15 protein-coding genes are annotated in these 17,686 nt (G+C 66.8%); 9 read left to right on the top strand and 6 right to left on the bottom strand.

Features of this window, described 5'->3' with window-relative positions; all coding sequences use genetic code 11:
* The first annotated feature begins 65 nt into the window (after positions 1-65).
* The 3 genes from rpoH (at position 66) to ACODS2_RS07055 (ending at position 2,299) form a co-directional block, all read left to right on the top strand.
* On the top strand, positions 66-968 hold the full coding sequence (gene rpoH / locus ACODS2_RS07065; RefSeq protein WP_298164687.1) for an RNA polymerase sigma factor RpoH: 903 nt from the start codon (positions 66-68) through the stop codon (positions 966-968).
* Between the two features lie 209 nt (positions 969-1,177).
* The gene (gene mtgA, locus ACODS2_RS07060) at positions 1,178-1,867 is read left to right on the top strand and encodes a monofunctional biosynthetic peptidoglycan transglycosylase (protein ID WP_488998601.1); all 690 of its coding nucleotides are present in this window, start codon (positions 1,178-1,180) and stop codon (positions 1,865-1,867) included.
* Positions 1,868-1,945: 78 nt separating this feature from the next.
* Positions 1,946-2,299 carry a putative quinol monooxygenase gene (locus ACODS2_RS07055; protein ID WP_488998180.1) on the top strand — a complete coding sequence of 118 codons (354 nt, stop codon included), beginning with the start codon at positions 1,946-1,948 and terminating at the stop codon, positions 2,297-2,299.
* Here the strand turns inward: ACODS2_RS07055 and ACODS2_RS07050 are convergent.
* Positions 2,296-2,955, bottom strand: a complete 660-nt coding sequence (locus tag ACODS2_RS07050; protein ID WP_488998600.1) for a metallophosphoesterase — start codon at positions 2,953-2,955, stop codon at positions 2,296-2,298. The two genes, ACODS2_RS07055 and ACODS2_RS07050, sit on opposite strands and share 4 nt — an antisense overlap.
* 365 nt (positions 2,956-3,320) lie before the next feature.
* Between ACODS2_RS07050 and ACODS2_RS07045 the strand changes: the two genes are divergently transcribed.
* The gene (locus ACODS2_RS07045; RefSeq protein WP_298164677.1) at positions 3,321-4,151 is read left to right on the top strand and encodes a TorF family putative porin; all 831 of its coding nucleotides are present in this window, start codon (positions 3,321-3,323) and stop codon (positions 4,149-4,151) included.
* Positions 4,152-4,229: 78 nt separating this feature from the next.
* Here ACODS2_RS07045 and ACODS2_RS07040 read toward each other — a convergent pair whose 3' ends face one another.
* Entirely contained in the window at positions 4,230-4,883 is a 654-nt protein-coding gene (locus ACODS2_RS07040; RefSeq protein ID WP_488998599.1) for an SIMPL domain-containing protein, read from the bottom strand.
* 206 nt (positions 4,884-5,089) lie between these two features.
* Here ACODS2_RS07040 and ACODS2_RS07035 point away from each other — a divergent pair, with 206 nt between their 5' ends.
* Positions 5,090-5,527 carry a VOC family protein gene (locus tag ACODS2_RS07035; RefSeq protein ID WP_298164674.1) on the top strand — a complete coding sequence of 146 codons (438 nt, stop codon included), beginning with the start codon at positions 5,090-5,092 and terminating at the stop codon, positions 5,525-5,527.
* 174 nt (positions 5,528-5,701) lie between these two features.
* On the opposite strand, the gene ACODS2_RS07030 is transcribed toward ACODS2_RS07035, so the two are convergent.
* The 3 genes from ACODS2_RS07030 to ACODS2_RS07020 form a co-directional block, all read right to left on the bottom strand.
* Positions 5,702-8,767 (bottom strand): efflux RND transporter permease subunit, encoded by a 3,066-nt coding sequence (locus ACODS2_RS07030; RefSeq protein WP_488998179.1) that lies wholly within the window; start codon positions 8,765-8,767, stop codon positions 5,702-5,704.
* Positions 8,764-9,852 carry an efflux RND transporter periplasmic adaptor subunit gene (locus ACODS2_RS07025; RefSeq protein WP_488998178.1) on the bottom strand — a complete coding sequence of 363 codons (1,089 nt, stop codon included), beginning with the start codon at positions 9,850-9,852 and terminating at the stop codon, positions 8,764-8,766. Before ACODS2_RS07025 ends, ACODS2_RS07030 begins: the two co-directional genes overlap by 4 nt.
* Before the next feature lie 86 nt (positions 9,853-9,938).
* Positions 9,939-10,571: a TetR/AcrR family transcriptional regulator gene (locus ACODS2_RS07020; protein ID WP_488998177.1), complete on the bottom strand. Its 633-nt coding sequence runs from the start codon at positions 10,569-10,571 to the stop codon at positions 9,939-9,941.
* Positions 10,572-10,618: 47 nt separating this feature from the next.
* On the opposite strand from ACODS2_RS07020, the gene ACODS2_RS07015 reads away from it, so the two are divergent.
* Both ACODS2_RS07015 and ACODS2_RS07010 read left to right on the top strand, forming a co-directional pair.
* Positions 10,619-12,082, top strand: coding sequence for an efflux transporter outer membrane subunit (locus ACODS2_RS07015; RefSeq protein ID WP_488998176.1), 1,464 nt, complete (start codon positions 10,619-10,621; stop codon positions 12,080-12,082).
* A gap of 112 nt (positions 12,083-12,194) precedes the next feature.
* Positions 12,195-13,082 carry a L,D-transpeptidase family protein gene (locus tag ACODS2_RS07010; RefSeq protein WP_488998175.1) on the top strand — a complete coding sequence of 296 codons (888 nt, stop codon included), beginning with the start codon at positions 12,195-12,197 and terminating at the stop codon, positions 13,080-13,082.
* Here the strand turns inward: ACODS2_RS07010 and ACODS2_RS07005 are convergent.
* Positions 13,079-13,969, bottom strand: coding sequence for a LysR family transcriptional regulator (locus tag ACODS2_RS07005; protein WP_488998174.1), 891 nt, complete (start codon positions 13,967-13,969; stop codon positions 13,079-13,081). The genes ACODS2_RS07010 and ACODS2_RS07005 overlap by 4 nt on opposite strands.
* 98 nt (positions 13,970-14,067) lie before the next feature.
* On the opposite strand from ACODS2_RS07005, the gene ACODS2_RS07000 reads away from it, so the two are divergent.
* Both ACODS2_RS07000 and ACODS2_RS06995 read left to right on the top strand, forming a co-directional pair.
* Complete coding sequence (locus ACODS2_RS07000; protein WP_488998173.1) at positions 14,068-16,164, top strand: malate synthase G; 2,097 nt, start codon at positions 14,068-14,070, stop codon at positions 16,162-16,164.
* Positions 16,165-16,180: 16 nt separating this feature from the next.
* Positions 16,181-17,674 carry an FAD-linked oxidase C-terminal domain-containing protein gene (locus ACODS2_RS06995; RefSeq protein ID WP_488998172.1) on the top strand — a complete coding sequence of 498 codons (1,494 nt, stop codon included), beginning with the start codon at positions 16,181-16,183 and terminating at the stop codon, positions 17,672-17,674.
* The last annotated feature ends 12 nt before the right edge of the window (positions 17,675-17,686 follow it).

Raw genomic sequence — 17,686 nt, 5'->3', positions numbered from 1 at the left:
CTCGCGACACAGGCCTGTGAGGTTCGCGCCCCCTGCAATCGGGCGCGGCGAAAGGATGTGTTCAGGTGTCTGAGAAGAAATCGACAGCGCTGGTCCCCGCCCTTGGTGGCGGTGAGGCGGGGCTGAACCGCTATCTGGCCGAGATCCGCAAGTTCCCGGTGCTGGCGCCCGAGCAGGAATACATGCTCGCCAAGCGCTATCAGGAGCATGCCGATCCGCAGGCCGCTGCGCAGTTGGTGACGAGCCATCTGCGGCTCGTGGCGAAGATCGCCATGGGCTATCGCGGCTATGGCCTGCCCGTGAGCGAGCTGATCTCCGAAGGCAACATCGGCCTCATGCAGGGAGTCAAGAAGTTCGAGCCCGATCGCGGCTTCCGTCTGGCGACATATGCGATGTGGTGGATCAAGGCTTCGATCCAGGAGTACATCCTGCGGTCGTGGAGCCTCGTGAAGATGGGTACCACCGCGGCGCAGAAGAAGCTGTTCTTCAACCTGCGGCGGATGAAGAAGAACCTCGAGGCATTCGAGGATTCGGACCTGCATCCGGAAGACGTGCGCAAGATCGCAACCGATCTTGGCGTGTCCGAGACCGAAGTCGTCAACATGAACCGGCGCATGATGATGGGCGGCGATGCCAGCCTCAACGTCTCGGTGCGTGAGGACGGCGAGGGTTCGTGGCAGGACTGGCTGGTCGATGACAGCCCGCTGCAGGATGAGACCGTGGCCGACGCCGAGGAAGCGCATCTGCGCCACGCCCTGCTGGTCGAGGCGATGGACGGCCTTTCCGACCGCGAGCGGCATATCCTGACCGACCGGCGCCTGATCGACGAGCCCAAGACGCTCGAGGAACTGAGCCAGGTCTACAACGTCAGCCGCGAGCGCGTGCGCCAGATCGAGGTGCGCGCTTTCGAGAAGCTGCAAAAGGCGATGCAGCGCATTGCCGGCGAGCGGCATCTGCTGACGGCCTGAACGGCCGGTTCCTGGTGAATGTACGGGCGGCCGGGGGTGATCTCCCGGCCGTTCCTGTTTGCGGTGGATCGCGGCAACTACGCGGCCCGCAGGGAAGGCGCGAAGGGACCGGTGCAAGGTTTCAAGCTCCCGATTGCCAGCCGCGCGCCGCCGAGTAATATCGTCGGCGCATGGATGATGAACTGCTCAAGCTCAAGAACCCGCAAGTGATGCGGGCGCGCCGGCCCGGCCTGTTGCATCAGGCGGGCTGGTTGCTGGCGCGGCTGGTCGCGGCGTTCCTGTTCTTGAGCGTGTTCATGGTGGTGGTCTACCGCTTCGTGCCGGTGCCGGTGACGCTGTCGATGATCTTCGATCCCAACGGCATCACCCGGGAATGGGTGCCGCTTTCGAAGATCGATCGCAACATGGTGGACGCAGCAATCGCGGGTGAGGATGGCAAGTTCTGCCAGCATCACGGGTTCGATCAGGATGCGATCCTCAAGGCGTGGGAGCGCAATCAGGAAGGCGGACGCATCCGCGGCGGCTCCACGATCAGCCAGCAGACCGCCAAGAACGTGTTCCTGTGGCAAGGCGGCGGCTATCTGCGCAAGGGGCTGGAAGCCTGGTTCACCGTGCTGATCGAGACGATCTGGGGCAAGCGGCGCATCATGGAAGTCTACCTCAATGTCGCCGAGACGGGCATCGGCACCTATGGCGTCGAGGCGGGGGCGCAGCGCTATTACAAGAAATCGGCGGCGCAATTGAGCCGGGTCGAGGCGGCGCGGATCGCGGCGGCGTTCCCGCAGCCCAAGGTGCGCGCGGTGACGGGTGCGACGGGTTCTACCCGCAGGCACGGCAACGTGATCGCGGCGCGGGTGAACACGGTGCGCGCGGATTACGACACCTGCGTTTATCAATAGGGGCGCCCCGCGACGGGGTGTGCTTGACTGGCTTGGTCAATCAAGCCCGGCATGAGCGGGGCCAAGGGAGAGCCAGCCATGCCGCAGGTGATCATTCACGCCTGGATCGAATTTGCCGATCAAGCCGTGCGGGACGAGGCGGTGCGGCTCGCGGCGCCGATCCAATGGACATCGCGCACCGAGGAGCCGGGCTGCCTTGAGTACTGCTTCGCCGCCGATCCCTGCATTCCGCACCGGGTAACCATCCACGAGCTGTGGGAGGATCACGCCTCGCTCGTCGCGCACTTCCAGCACCCTTGCTACGCCGCGATGCGTGACACGATGGTGGGGCTGGGGCCGACTGCGCTGTGGAACCGGATGTATGAGGTCGGCCGCGATGGGCCGGTCTACCGCGAGGACGGCGCGATGCGCACGGTGCTGTTCGACGATTAGGCCGCTTCGGCGGCCGGTTCGCCCTGCACTGAAATCAGCCAACGCGAAGTGCCTTCGAGGCCGATCGCGGTGAGCAGGCCCGAGGCATAGGCGCCCGTATCGAGGCTGATGCGCAGCGGCGAGACGTGCGGGCTTTCGAGAATGGTGTGGCCGTGGACAACCGCAAAATCGCGGGTTTCGGGGCCTTCGATGAACTCACCGCGAATCCAGCGCAGGTCCGAGATCTTCTGATCCTCGAGCGGGACACCCGGGCGCACCCCGGCATGGACGAAGACGTAGTCGCCGATCTGGATGCTGTCTTCCATCGACTTCATGAATTCGATGTCGTCGGCCGGGACCGCATCATGCATGATCGCGCGCAGCTCCTCGAGCGTGGCGCGGCTGTAGACGTCAGGCTCGATCGGATAGCTCAGCAATGTTTCGCGCCCGCCATGGCGGAGGAAATGGCGCAGCGTATCGTCGCGCTCGAAGCTGCCGAGGAACATTTCCTCATGGTTGCCGGCCAGCATGCGCACGCGGCGGCGCTTTGCCCATTCGCGCGCGGTGGCAATGACGCTCGCGCTGTCCGGGCCGCGATCGACGAGATCGCCCAGCAGGATGACGGTGGTATCGGCAGGGGAACGGCCCGCTTCGTCCGCTTCGATCCGCGCAATCATGCGGCACAACAGGTCGTATCGGCCATGGATGTCCCCGATGGCATAGACTCGCTGACCCTCCGGAACCGCGGGAATCACCTCTGGCTCGGACCGGGATTCAAGAAAGGAACGCAGCAGCTTCAGCATCAAAGAGGGGCCTTACCAAAGTAATATGGGCCTGACAGCGTCCATTACAAGGCGCGCGGCATGGATGGTGCGGAATTGCAACAGAGCGTGGGAAAGCCGCGACCAGCCGTTGGCACGCTCTTGTGCGACGCAACATAATCCGGCAACAAAAAGTTACAGAACGAAGGCTGACCGCAAAAATCGAGTCGCCACGGCCTGTGCAGGTGGGACGACGCGAACCCAAAAACAAAGGATTCCCCATGCGTACGTCCAGCAAGGCCTTCGTGGCCGCAACCTTTGCTGCCCTTAGCTTCGCCGCTGCTGCACCCGCGCTTGCCGACGAAACTGCCCCGCCCAGCGACATCACGGTGACGGGCGCGGCGACGATCGCCAGCCAGTACCGGTTCCGCGGCGTCGCGCAGTCGGACAACAAGCCCGTCGTGCAGGGCACCTTCACGATCGCGCACAAATCCGGTTTCTACATCTCGACCTGGGGTTCGAGCGCCTCGGCAGGCAACAGCCCGATCAACATCGGCGGCACCGAGATCGACATCTACGGCGGCTACACCCACGGCATCGGCAACACCGGCTTCACGATCGACGGCGGCCTTTATGGCTACATCTATCCGGGCGCGACGATCGGCAACTACTGGGAAGTCTACGGTTCGGTGGCCAAGACGCTGGGCCCGGTGACGGCCAAGGTTGGCGCGAACTTTGCGCCAGCGCAGAAGGTGTTCAACTACAACTTCACCTCGACCCATCGCAGCAATCTCTACGTTTACGGCGAACTGGGGGGGGCGATCCCGGGCACTCCGCTGAGCATCCATTCGCACCTCGCGCACACCGGCGGCGGCTTCGACCTTCCTAAGCCGTTCTTCGATTACAACGTGGGGATTACCGCGAAGTATAAGAACCTTGCGCTTGATGCCTCAGTGGTCGGTACGAATATGCACCGCAGCGACTTCGCCCAGAGCGGCCTGTGCAGCGGCGCCGGCGGCGGCGAAAGCCTGACGGCGGTCGATGTGTGCGCGAATTCGTTCTACCGCACGACCAAGCCGGTCGGCGTGGTTTCGCTCACCGCATCGTTCTGATCCCATCCTGTTGCAGGAGGAAAGGGCGCGCCGCCGAGCGGTGCGCCCTTTCTTGCCGCTGACGCAGCGCAAAGACCTTTACCGCAAGTAGAAGTCGATCGTTGTCACGACGCGGACCTTCTTGAACGGCGTGTCCGAAACACCCCAGCCGCCGCCCCCATCGCCGTCCCGCGCGGTCACTTCGAAGTAGCCTTGCGTCGCGTTCTTGATCCCGCCGACGCCGGTGCCGCTATCTTGCGCAAACTGTTCGGCGGACCGGCGCGCGTCCTTGGTGGCGGCGGCGACCATCGCGGGCTTGATCTTGTCGAGCCCGGTGAAAGTGTAGGCCATGCCTGAACCTTCCTCGAGCATCACGCCGCGCCGCACGAGATCGAACTGGCGGCGCACGGCATCCTGCGCGCGCTTGATGTCGGTGGTGCGCAGCGCCATGCGCTGGCGAACGGTGAAGCGCGTCACGCCGTTATCGGTGCTGGTGCTGACATTGACGCCGGTGGGCTGGAGCGCTTCTGCGGGGAAGCCGAGGCCGGCGAAGAAGGCGCGGATTTCCTGGCTGTCGTGATCGACGCTGGCCTGCGCGCTGCCCATGTCTTCGGCGGTGGCGGAATAGGCGATGGTCCAGGTGGCGAGGTCGGCGGTCACTTCGCGTTCGGCCAGCCCGCGCACGGTCACGGCGCGGTCCGCCTCGCGGCTGCGCCTGAGGCCATCGCCGAGGAGATAGCCGCCCGCGACCATGCCAAGGGCGAGCACACCAGCGGCCGCAAGCAGGGGGCGCTGAAGACCCGATGGGGTCAGGCGGGCAAGAAACGATTGGGAATCGGCGGCAGGCTCACTATCGGTAGTCGTCACGGCATGGTCTCCCTGTCGGGCTCTTCGCCCTGCGGTGAAATGTGCAATTCTGTCGATGAACTGAGTTTGAATAGCCAAAGGAGCTGCTCCCCGTGACCAAGTTTCTCCACGCGATGATCCGCGTGACCGATCCCGAGGCGACGATCGCCTTCTTCGAGCTGTTCGGGGTGAAGGAAGTGCGCCGCTTTTCGAGCGACAAGGGCCGCTTCACGCTGATCTTCCTCGCGGCGCCCGGCGAAGAGGGCATCGCGGAAGTGGAGCTGACCTATAACTGGCCGCCAGAGGATGGCAGCGCGGGCGAAGTCTATACCGGCGGACGCAACTTCGGCCACCTCGCCTACCGGGTGAGCAATATTTACGAGACCTGCGCGAAGATTCAGGCGGCGGGCCACATCATTCACCGCCCCCCGCGCGATGGCCACATGGCCTTCGTGAAGAGCCCGGACGGCATCTCGATCGAGCTGCTGCAGGACGGGCACCTTGAACCGGCCGAACCGTGGGCGAGCATGGAGAACACCGGGACCTGGTGAGGGCTTGAAGAAGGGGTTTCTCGCAGAGATCAGGAAGGAAGCGGAGATCGCAGAGAGGTCGCTTCCGGCAGAGCCGGAAATTGATGCCCTCCCGATCAGATCGAAAGCGACTGCGCCACAAGGTACAGCCTCTCTGCAATCTTCTTTCCCTCTGCGTGCTCTGCGAGAAACCTCCTACGCCGCGCGCCGCACCATCCACAGCGCGTAGAGCGCAGGGAGGAAGAACAGCGTCAGCGCGGTGCCAACGAGCGTGCCCCCGATCAGCACGACCGCAAGCGGGCCCCAGAAGCTGGACAGCGTGAGCGGCAAAAAGGCGAGCACCGCCGCAAGCGCGGTGAGCAGCACCGGGCGCGCGCGGCGCACGGTCGCCTCGATCACCGCGGCTTCGAGGCCGAGGCCGCGGGCGCGTTCGGAATCGATCTGGTCGACAAGGATCAGCGTGTTGCGCATGAGAATGCCGGCAAGCCCGATCAGGCCGAGGATCGCGTTGAAGCCGAACGGGAAGCCGGTGATGAGCAGCGAGGGGATTGCGCCGAGCAGCCCCAGCGGCGCGGTCGCGAAGACGAGACCGGTCATGCGGAACGAGCGCGTTTGCAGCATGAGCACGAGCAGCATGATCCCGATCATGATGGGGAAAAGCGGCGCCAGCGCAGCGTTGGCCTTGCCGGCTTCCTCGACCGAGCCGGCGGCGATGATCGCATAGCCTGCGGGCAGCTTGTCCATCACGGGCTGCAGCTTGGGCAGGATCGCGGCAGTCACGTCAGCGGGCTGGATGCCCTTGGTGATATCGGCGCGCACGGTCATCGTCGGCACGCGGTTTCGGCGCACCAGCAGCGGGTCTTCGCTGGAAGGCACGATCTTTGCGACTTGCGCAAGCGTCACGCCGGTGCCGTTCACGGTGCCGATCACGAGGCTGCCGAGATCGCCGAGCGCGTGGCGTTCAGCCCCCGGAGTGCGGACGACGACATCGGTGGTACGGTCGCCGTAGCGGGCCTGTGCCACCGTGGTGCCGGAGATCAGCGCGGAGACCTGCCGGGCGACGCTGGCGGGATCGAGCCCGAGCAGGCGCAGGCGGTCGTTGTCGAACTGGAGCGTGACGGCGGGGGTACGGTCGCCCCAGTCGGTGTTGACCGCGACCGTGTTGGGATTGGCGCGGACCACTTCGGCGACTTGGGCTGAAATGCGGCGCAACTGGTCCGGCTCCGGCCCGGTGACGCGGAAGGCGACGGGATAGGGCACCGGCGGGCCGAACAGCAGGCTGAGCGCGCGGACGCGGGCGCCGGGGTAGTGGCCCTCGGCGGCGAGCTTCTGGACGAGCAGGCGCAGCCGGTCGCGCGCGGCGGGGCTGTGGGTCAGCACGATGAGCTTGGCGAAGGAGGGATCGGCGGGCTCGGGATTGAGCGAGAGGAAGAAACGCGGGGCGCCGCCGCCGAGGTAGCTGTCGACGTAGCGGATCTCGGCCTTCATCTCGGGCCGGGTGAGCAGATCATGCTCGATCTTCTCGACCACGCTGCGTGTTGCGACAAGGCTGGAGCCGTGCGGGTTGTAGACCTCGATCAGCAGCTCGGGCCGGTCCGAGATCGGGAAGAACTGCTTGGGGATCGCGACGACGAGCAGCACGGCGGCGAGCACCATGCCGAGGAGCACGCCGAGGGTGAGGCGGCCGCGCTGCGCCACGCTGCGGGTGATCCATCCGCGCAGCTGTTCATAGCGGGGCGTGGCGTAGATCGCATCATGCCCGCCAGCCACCGGCTTGATATCGGGCAGCAACTTCACACCGAGATAGGGGGTGAAATAGACCGCAACGATCCACGAGACGAGGAGCGCGAAGCCGACGATCCAGAAGATGTTACCGGCATATTCGCCCGCAGTGGAGCGCGCGAAGCCGACAGGGAGGAAGCCGACGATGGTGACGATGGTGCCCGCGAGCATTGGCCCGGCGGTCGCGCCCCAGGCGAAGGTGGCGGCCTCGATCCGGCTCATCCCTTCCTCGAGCTTCACCACCATCATTTCGATCGCGATGATCGCATCATCAACGAGGAGGCCGAGGCTGAGGATCAGCGCGCCCAGCGTAATGCGGTCGAACTGGCGGCCGGTCATCAGCATGATCACGAACACGGCGGCGAGCGTGAGGGGAACGGAGAGCGCGACGACGATGCCCACGCGCCAGCCGAGCGCGATGAGGCTGACGACCATGACCACGCTGAGCGCGACCGCGAACTTGAGCATGAACTCACCGTAGGCCTCGGCGATGTTGGCGGCCTGATCGGCGACTTCGGCGGCGGTAATGCCGAGGGGGAGCCGGGTGCGGATCTCGTCAAGCTTGGCATTGAGCGAGCGGCCGAGGGTGAGGCCGTTGTAGTTCGGATGCATGACGACGCCGAGCATGACCGCCTCGCCGCCCTCATGGCGGACCTGGAAGCTGGGCGGGTCTTCGTAGCCGCGCCGGACCTCGGCGATATCACCGACGCGCACCACGCGCCCGCCTGCGCTGATCGGGGTGGCCCGCACGGCATCGAGATCGTCGAAGCCGCCCGTGACCCGCACGGGCACGAGGCGCGAGGAAGTTTCGAACTGGGCGGCGGGTTGGATCAGGTTCTGATTGGCAAGCGCGCCGAGCACGGCATCGGCGCCCAGCCCCAGCGTGGCAAGCTTGCGGTTGGAAAGCTCGACGTAGATGCGCGGGCGCTGTTCGCCGAACAGCGCGACCTTCTTGACGCCCTCGACGCGCTGGAGCTCGCTGCGGATGGCTTCGGCGCGCTGCACCAGCGCGCGGTGGGGCAAGCCTTTTGCCTGCACCGCGATGAGCGAGAAATAGACGTCGGAGTATTCGTCGTTGACGATCGGGCCGATCACGCCGCGCGGCAGATTGATCGCCTCGTCGCTCATCTTCTTGCGCGCCTGATAGAACAGCTCCGGCGCGTCCTTCGGCGAGGCCTTGTCGCCGAACAGGATGGTGATGGTGAGGAAGCCGGGCCGGGTCTGGGTTTCGATCCGGTCGTAGTAGGGCAGTTCCTGGAGGCGCTTTTCCAGCCGATCGGCAACCTGATCCTGCATTTCCTGCGCAGTGGCGCCGGGCCATGCGGCGGATACCGTCAGCACCTTCAAGGTAAAGCTGGGATCTTCGGCGCGGCCGAGCTGGAAGAAGGCGAAGATGCCCGCAGCCATCGCGGCGAGCAGCAGGAACAGCGTGACCGAGGGTTCCTTGACCGCGATCGCGTAGAGGTTGGGGCCCTTCACCGGGCCGCGCCTTCAGCCGGGCGGACTTTCTGGCCGGCGTGGAGCAACTGCCCGCCGAGCGCGACGACGCGGGTGCCGGGGGGCAGCGCCGCGGCGGGGAGGAACGCTTCCTCCTCGGTAAGGCGCAGCGGCTGCGCGGGCTGGAAGCGGACACTGCGATCCGGCTGAATCACCCACACGCCCGGCCCTTTGCCGAGATCGACGAGCGCGCCGAGCGGGACGCGGCTGCTGCCGACGCTGGTGCCGGGCAGGCGCACGGTGACGGTGGCGCCGAGCGGGGCGTCTTCCGGTGCACCGGACAGGACATAGCGCGCAGCGAACGTGCGAGTCAGCGGATCGGCGGCCCCGCCGACTTCGCGCAAGGTTGCAGTGACGGGCGCGGCGCGGCCATAGACGGTGGCCTGCGCTGATTTGGGGAGCGCGGCGAGCGCTGTTTCGGGGACGGCAACGAGCGCTTCGCGCGCGCCGCTGCGGGCAAGGCGCAGGACGGGCGTGCCGGCGGCGACCACTTGGCCCGCCTCGGCCAGCACTTCGGTGACGACACCGTCTGCATCGGCGACGAGCACAGCATAGCCGCGTTCGTTGGCGGCATTGGCGGCGGCGGCGCGCGCGGCGGAGAGCGTGGCGGCGGCGGCATCGCGCGCGGCGCGGGCACCGTCGTAAGTGGAGGGGGAGATGGCGCCGGTGGCGACGAGCGGGCGCAGGCGCGCTTCGTCCGCTGCGGTACGTGCGGCATCGGCCTCGGCAGCGCGCACTTTGTCTGCCGCAGCGGACGCGGCGAGGCCGAGATCGCGGGCATCGAGCCGGAACAGCGGCTGCCCGGCGCGGACTTGCGAGCCAGCGTCGACGAGGCGGGCGGTGATCTTGCCGGGGACGCGGAAGGCCAGCGTGCTTTCGGTGCGGGCGTGGACTGTGCCGGTATAGGCATCGCCCCCACTTTCGCCACCACCTTCGCCCTGCACCAGCGCGGCGGCGACGAGCGGCTCGGCCGGCTGGTCTGACGCGGTGCCGGAGCAGCCGCTGAGGAGCGCGGTGCCGGCGAGCGCGGCGAGGAGCGGGAAACGGGAAATGGCGCGGCGTTGCATGTCAGCCTCCGAGCCCCTGGGGGGACTTTCGACTCCCCTATAATCACGGCTGACGTTTCAGAAAAGATGAAAAATACTTTCTGTTTTCAGTTTTTCGTTTTGAGCGCCTCAAGCACCAAGCGCGTGATCCCCGCCGTCTCGCTTTCAAGGTGGGCCACGCCGAAGGTATCGAGCATGACCGGGTGCCAGACCTTGGCCATCGCGGTGAAGGTGGCGGCCGAGGTTTCCTCGAGCGGCAGATCGGCGCGCATCACGCCCTGGCGCTGGCCTTCGGCGATGACATGGCGGATGAGGCCGTGCAGCGTATCCATGAACTGCTGCACTGGCGGCCAATTGCCGCGCGTGGCGGCGAGGCACAGATCGCTGGAGCGTCCGCTTTTGAAAAGAAGATCGCGCATTTTCAGAGCGATATCCATGCAAAGCAGCTCGAAGGTGCGGATCGGATCGGCGGAGGCGCCGCGCGCGACCCGCCATGCGGCGTCTTCCACGCCGGTCAACGCGCGGCTTGTCACCGCCTCGTCGATGGCCTGGCGATTGGCGAAGCTGCGATAGAGATTGGCGGGCGACATGCCGAGCGCGCGGGCAACGTCGGTCACCGTAACCTTTTCGAATCCGAGCGCGTCATAGAGGCGTTCGGCGGCGTCGAGAATCTCGTCCCGCCGGTCCACGCTGGGCCGGCCTGCCTTTCGCTTTTCTGAAATGGCTGGGTTGATTTTCATGAAAAAGGATATATTCTTTCATCATTCATAGGTCAAGGACTCTTCCGATGTGGACCTTTCTTGCCGGAGCTGCGGCCGTTCTCGTGCTCGGCGGGGCAGCGCAGGCCGCGCAGGCCACGCCTTATGCCCGGCCTACTGCGCCGGTGCTGCCCGGTGCTTTCCGCAATGCGCCGGCTGCGGCCGATGCCGCGCCGCTGACCGAGGGCTGGTGGAAGGGCTTCGACGATCCGGTGCTGGACCGCATGGTGGACACGGCGCTTTCCGGCAATCTCGATCTCGCAGCGGCTGCGGCGCGGCTGGAGCAGGCTGCGGCAGGGCTGAAGGCAGCCAAGGGCGCGCTGATGCCGCAGGCATCGCTTGATGGTTCGGCCGGGATCAAGCGGCAATCGATCGAGGATGTGCAGGGCCGAGCCTTCTCGCGCTTTCCCGGATTCCAGCGGACGGTCGAGCAATATGGCCTGAACGGCGCGGCCTCGTGGGAGCTCGACTTGTTTGGGCGCCTTTCGGCAGGCGCCCGCGCGGCGCGGGCCGAGGCGGGCGCCGCGGATGCGGGGCTGGCCGGCGCGCGGCTCACAATCGCGGCCTCAGTGGTGAACACCTATATCGACGTGCGCGCGATCGAGGCGCGGCTCGTGGTGGCGCACGCGCGCGTGGCGGCAGCGCGCGATGCTGACGCCCTGCTGCGCCAGCGGGCCGAACGCGGCGTGGCGGCGTTGACCGAGACGGACCGCAGCGGGGCGGAGCTGGCCGGGGCAACCTTGGCCGTTCCGGCGCTGGAGACCGCGCTGGAAGTGGAGCGCAACCGGCTCGATGTGCTGATGGGCCGTGCGCCCGGGCACGTCGCGGCCGAGATGGGAGGGGCCAAAATGGGTGGGGGCGGCATTCCGGCCGTGCGCGCGCCTGCGGTGCCCGATGGCCCGGCCTCGCTGCTGGCGCGGCGGCCCGATGTGGTGGCGGCCGAGCGGCTGGTAGCGGCGAGCGATGCGCGTGTGGCCGAGGCGATCGCGGCGCGCTATCCCCGCTTCACGATTTCGGGGTTTGCCGGGTTCCTCGCCAACGGGATGGGCAACCTGTTCACCGGCGGCGCGGTGCAGGCCGGTGCAGGCGGCGGGTTCAACGTTCCGCTGTTCACGGGCGGGCGGCTGCGGGCGCAGCAATCGGCGGCGGAAGCGCGGCTGAAGGAAGCTGTCGCGAACTGGCGGCAGACCGCGCTGCAGGCCGCGGCGGAGGGCGAGAATGCGCTGCTCGCGCTGACCAAGCGTAGCGAGCAGGCGGACGCGGCGGCCACGGTCGCGGCGCGGCTGGCGGATAGCCGCCAGCGGATCGAGACGGCGTTTCAGGCCGGTGTGGTAAGCCGGATCGAGGCGCTGGCGATCGAGCGGCAGCGGCTCGATGCCGAGGATGAGGCGATTGCTGCCCGTGCCGAGGCGGCGCGCGCGGGCGTCACTGCCTTTCGCGCGCTGGGCGGCGGCTGGCAGGCGGGTGGCGAGCGGCTCGCAGCGTCCCGTTGAGGGACGCCTGTTGCGGCTCATCACGGACCAGAAAGCAGTGTCACGTTAGGTAACGATCCGTTAACCATACTGCATGGGTTGGGCTTCGGGACGAGTCTCTGTTTTGGCGGGAATGGTGCTGGCGCTGCTGGGATGCGGCGTGCTCGCCCGTGCGGCCTTTGCCGAGCGGGTGGCGCCAACCCCTGCGCCGGTCCAGTTCGCTTCGGCCGCGGCGCAATGTGCGCCCGATCCGGCGCTTGATGGTGAGCCGGAGGGGCCACCCCCGCCCACGCCCGTTTCAGCTGCCCGCAAGGGCGTGCTGATCGTGGTGAGCATCCCCTCTCAGCGGCTCTGGGTGTTTCGGGACGGCGACGAATGGGGATCGACGACGGTTTCGACCGGGCGGCGCGGCTATGGCACGCCGGCGGGCACCTTCACGATCCTGCAGAAGCACGTGAAGCACCGCTCGCGCACTTATGACAACGCGCCGATGCCCTATATGCAGCGGCTGACTTGGAGCGGTGTGGCGCTTCACGCCGGACGGGTGACGGGAGCGCCGGCCTCGCATGGATGCATCCGCCTGCCGTGGGATTTCGCGCGGCAGCTTTATGCGTTGACCAATCCGGCTTCGACCTCGGTGGTGATCCTGCGCCAGCCGCTGGACTATGCCGAGGCGGCGAAAAGCGCGGCGCTGGGGCTGCCTGCTCCCGCGCAAACGGCGCCGGTGCGGCAGGCCTATGCGCCGCACCCGCCGCCATCCGCAATGTCCATGGAGTTGCCCATGCCGGGCGCTGTGCAGACGATCCAGCTGGCGGCGGCAACCAATGTCGCCAGGGCGGATGCGCTGTGGCAGGAGCTTTCGGCGAGCGAGCCCGAGCTGCAAGCGCTGGAGCCGGTGATCATCCCGGCGGTGGTGCGGCAGATGCAGGTCTACCGTTTGCGCGCTTCGGGGCCGGATGCCCATGCGATCTGCGGACGGCTGGCGGCGCGGGGCATCGCTTGCATCCGGGTAAGCGCCTAGACGAGACCGCTGCCCGCCGAGAGGTGGGTGCCGAGGTGGGCGATAAAGGCCTCGATCCGCGCAGGGAGCGCGGGCGTGGGGGCATGGACGGCATAAATGCCGACATCCTGCGAACCTTGATAGTGCGCCAGGACGCGGGCGAGCGCGCCTGAGCCGAGCGCTTCATGCACATCCCACAAGGAGCGCAACGCAATCCCGCAGGCGCCGAGCGCGAGTTCACGCACGACTTCGCTGGAATTGGTGCGCACGTGGCTCTGGCCTTGATGGGTGACTGTGCCCTCCGGGCCATCGAGTTGCCAGGGGAGCTGGCTGGTGGTGGCCAGAAGGCGATGGTGCTTGAGGTCGCTAAGCGTTTCGGGCGTGCCGAATTGGGCAAGATAAGCGGGGGCGGCGCAGAGCACGCGATGGCTGGTGCCGAGGCGGTGTCCGACAAGACCGGTTCCGATCTTGGCGCCGATGCGGATCGCCAGATCGCAGGAGCCATCGAGGAGGTCGGCGAATTCGTCCGAGAGATCGAGCTGGAGGCGCACGTCCGGGTGGGCGGCGAGGAACGTGGGCACGTGGGGTACGACATGCATGCGGCCGAACGAAGTTGGCGCGGTGACCGCGAGCGGCCCGCGCACATGGGTGTGGCGGCCGCTGACGCGTTCCTCGGCGGCCTTGAGGGTGGAGCGCAGGGGGAGCAGCGCATCGTGCAGATCCTGCCCCGCCGGGGTGAGCGCGAGGCGGCGCGTGGTGCGGTGGACGAGGCGGGCGGAAAGGCGCTCTTCCAGCCGGGCTAGGCGCTTGGACAGCGCGGCGGTGGAAGCTCCTTGCGCGCGCGCTGCGGCGGAGATCGATCCGGCTTCGACGATGGCGAGGAAGAGATCGTAATCGGGATCGAACATTGTTTCCCTGTGGGAGAAGCTGCATTGAATTATTTCCTTCTACCGGAAGACGGCAGCGGGGCCTAGGGGAGGGGCATCGGATTTTGGGAGTCGGTGCGATGAGCGGATATGTCGAGCGTTCGGGGCTGCAGGTGGCGGGAGTTCTTGCGGACTTCATCGAAACGCGCGCACTGCCGGGGACGGGGCTGGCGGCAGATGCCTTCTGGGCCGGGACGGCGGAAATCCTCGGGAAGTTCGCGCCGCGCAACGCCGCGCTGCTGGCGAAGCGCGAGGACCTGCAGGCGAAGATCGATGCCTGGCACAAGGCGCGCGCTGGCCAGCCGCAGGATGTCGAGGCCTACAAGGCGTTCCTGAGCGAGATCGGCTATCTGGTGCCCGAACCGGCGCCGTTCACCGTTGCGCCGCAGAATGTCGATGCCGAGCTGGCTGTAACGGCGGGGCCGCAGCTGGTCGTGCCGATCCTCAATGCGCGCTTCCTGCTCAATGCCGCGAATGCGCGCTGGGGCAGCCTCTATGATGCGCTCTATGGCACCGATGCCATCCCGGGCGCGGCGGCGGGGAAGGGCTATGACCCCGTGCGCGGCGCGGAAGTGATCAAGTGGGCCAAGGCGTTTCTGGATGAGGCGGTGCCGCTGGCGGCGGGTTCGTGGGCTGACTGGACCGGCGGCGATCTGGCGCTGAAGGATCCGGCGCAGTTGGTCGGCCGGGCGGGCGCGAACCTGCTGTTTGCGCATAATGGCCTGCACATCGAAGTGGTGATCGATCCGGCGCATCCCATCGGCAAGGACGATCCGGCTGGGATCGCGGACGTCGTGCTGGAAGCGGCGATCTCGACGATCTGCGACTGCGAGGATTCGGTCGCGGCGGTGGATGCCGATGACAAGGTGGCGGCTTATGCCAACTGGCTGGGGCTGATGCAGGGCAACCTCGAGGACACTTTCGAGAAGGGCGGCGCGATGATGACGCGCCGGCTCAATCCGGACCGCGTCTATACCGCGCCCGATGGCTCGGCGTTGACGCTGCATGGCCGTTCGCTGCTGCTGGTGCGCAATGTGGGCCACCTGATGACCAATCCGGCGGTGCTACTGCCGGGCGGGGGCGAGGCGCCGGAGGGCATTCTCGATGGCATCGTCACCAGCCTGATCGCGATGCACGATATCAACGGCGCGCGCCGCAACAGCCGGACGGGTTCGGTCTATATCGTGAAGCCGAAGATGCATGGGCCGGAAGAGGCGGCGTTCGCCAACGATCTGTTCGATGCGGTGGAGGATGTGCTGGGCCTTGCGCGCCATACGCTGAAGATCGGGGTGATGGACGAGGAGCGCCGCACGAGCGCCAATCTGGCCGCCTGCATCCATGCGGTGAAGGACCGCATCATGTTCATCAACACCGGCTTCCTCGATCGCACCGGCGACGAGATGCACACCTCGATGCAGGCCGGCGCGATGCTGCGCAAGGGCGACATGAAGACGAGCCCGTGGATCATCTCCTACGAGGACCGCAACGTGCAGATCGGCCTCGCCTGCGGGCTTTCGGGCAAGGCGCAGATCGGCAAGGGGATGTGGGCGATGCCCGACCGCATGGCCGACATGCTGGTGCAGAAGATCGGTCATCCCAAGACCGGCGCGAACACCGCATGGGTACCTTCGCCAACCGCTGCCGTGCTCCACGCGACGCATTATCACAAGGTTGATGTGTTCGCCCGGCAGGTGGCGCGGCGCGCCGAAGGGATTGCCAGCCTCGATGCGCTGCTGACCATTCCGGTGGCGGCGGGGCAGAACTGGTCCGAGGCGGACATTCAGGCCGAGATCGAGAACAACGCGCAGGGCATTCTGGGCTATGTCGTGCGCTGGGTCGATCAGGGCATCGGCTGCTCCAAGGTGCCCGATATCAACGACGTCGGCCTGATGGAGGACCGCGCTACGCTGCGGATTTCGAGCCAGCATATCGCCAACTGGCTGCTGCATGGGGTCGTCACGGCGGAGCAGGTCGATGCGGCGCTGCTGCGGATGGCGGCGAAGGTCGATGCGCAGAATGCGGGCGATCCGCTCTACCAGCCGATGGCGGGTGATCCCGAAGGCAGCCTCGCGTTTCAGGCGGCGCGGGCGCTGGTGTTCGATGGCGTCTCGCAGCCGAGCGGCTATACCGAACCGCTGCTGCACGCGTTCCGCCAGAAGGTGAAGGCGGCCGCCTGAGCCGGAGAACCGCCCGATGACGATTGCCATGCCGGTGCCAGATGCCGAAACGCTCGCCAAGCGCGAGCGGATCGCGCGGGCGCTGCGGGCGATCGTGCCGGGGGAAGGCGTGATCGATGCGCCCGAGGCGCTGCGCCCGTGGGAATCGGATGGGCTGACGGCCTATCGCCAGCCGCCGCTCATGGTCGTGCTGCCCGAGACGACGGCGCAGGTTTCCGCTGTGCTTAAGTGGTGCCATTCCGAGGGCGTGAAGGTCGTGCCGCGCGGGGCGGGGACTTCGCTTTCGGGCGGGGCGCTGCCCCTGGCCGATGCGGTGCTGCTGGGGCTGGGCAAGTTCAAGCGGGTGCTGGAGATCGACCACGAGGACCGTGTGGCAGTGGTGCAGCCCGGCGTTACCAACCTTGCGATCACGCAGGCGGTGGAGGGCAGGGGCTTCTATTACGCGCCTGATCCTTCGAGCCAGATCGCCTGCACCATCGGCGGCAATGTCGCTGAGAATTCGGGCGGGGTGCATTGCCTGAAATATGGCCTCACCACGAACAACGTGCTGGGCGTCAAGATCGTGATGATGGACGGCGAGATCGTGCGGCTGGGCGGGCGGCATCTTGATCCGGGTGGGCTCGATCTGCTGGGCGTGGTGGTCGGCTCGGAGGGACTGCTCGGCGTCGTTACCGAAGTGACGGTGCGCATCTTGCCGAAGCCCGAGACGGCGCGGGCGGTGCTGGTGGGGTTCCCCGATGCCGAGCAGGCGGGGGCCTGCGTGGCGCAAGTGATTGCCGAGGGGATCATCCCTGCCGGCATGGAAATGATGGACCGGCCTGCAATCCATGCGGCGGAGGCCTTTGTGCATGTGGGCTATCCGCTTGATGTGGGGGCGCTGCTGATCGTCGAGGTCGATGGACCGGCGGCGGAGTGCGATTTCCTGATCGGCGAGATTGCGCGGATTGCGGACGCGAATGGCGCGGTGACGACGCGGGTATCGCAGGATGAGGCCGAGCGCATGGCGTTCTGGGCCGGGCGCAAGGCGGCGTTTCCGGCGGTGGGGCGGATTTCGCCGGACTACCTTTGCATGGACGGGACGATCCCGCGCCGCCGCCTGCCCGATGTGCTGCGGCGGATGGAGGAGCTGTCCGAGGAGTACGGCCTGCGCGTCGCCAACGTGTTCCACGCGGGCGATGGCAACCTGCATCCGCTGATCCTCTACGATGCCAATGTGCCGGGGGAGCTCGACAAGGCGGAGGCGTTCGGCGCGGATATTCTGCGGCTGTGCGTGTCGGTCGGCGGGGTGCTGACGGGCGAGCATGGGGTGGGGATCGAGAAGCGCGATCTGATGCCGGAGATGTTTTCGGAAGCCGACCTCAAGCAGCAGCAGCGCGTGAAGTGCGCGTTTGATCCGGAATTGCTGCTCAATCCGGGCAAGGTGTTTCCGGTGCTGCACCGCTGCGCGGAGCTGGGGCGGATGCATGTCCACCACGGCGCGCTGCCGCATCCCGAGCTGCCCAGATTCTGATGATGGGGCGCT

The organism is Novosphingobium sp. FG137 (genome assembly GCF_057809735.1).
This window is presented reverse-complemented; position numbering and strand designations above follow the sequence as displayed.